Origin of the sequence: Psychrobacter sp. Sarcosine-3u-12 (assembly GCF_002836005.1) — a bacterium.
GTDB lineage: Bacteria > Pseudomonadota > Gammaproteobacteria > Pseudomonadales > Moraxellaceae > Psychrobacter > Psychrobacter okhotskensis.
The window spans coordinates 1-236 of sequence record NZ_PJBY01000065.1 but is presented as its reverse complement, the minus strand read 5'-3'; the positions used below and the strand labels follow the sequence as shown (position 1 = coordinate 236).

Below are 236 nucleotides of genomic sequence, written 5' to 3'. Positions count from 1 at the left end.
CATTGAAAAAAATAAGCAACGCCTTACTCTAATGTTTACCACAACAAAGAAATAAGGCATCACTTATGACTCGCACCAAGCTCAACGATGAACATTGGCACAAGCTATTTATTATATTGCGACAAATTAACGTATATAACAAGCCCAATCTAAGACGTACCGTTGAAGGCATGTTGTACCGCATACGAGTAGGCTGTCCATGGCGAGACTTACCTTCTTATTTTGGTCATTGGTCT

At 39.4% G+C, this 236-nt stretch carries 1 protein-coding gene; it reads left to right on the top strand.

All coding sequences use genetic code 11. The features are described from left to right. Positions 1-65 precede the first annotated feature (65 nt). On the top strand, positions 66-236 hold a 171-nt coding region (locus CXF65_RS01175; protein ID WP_157824002.1), incomplete at its 3' end, for a transposase.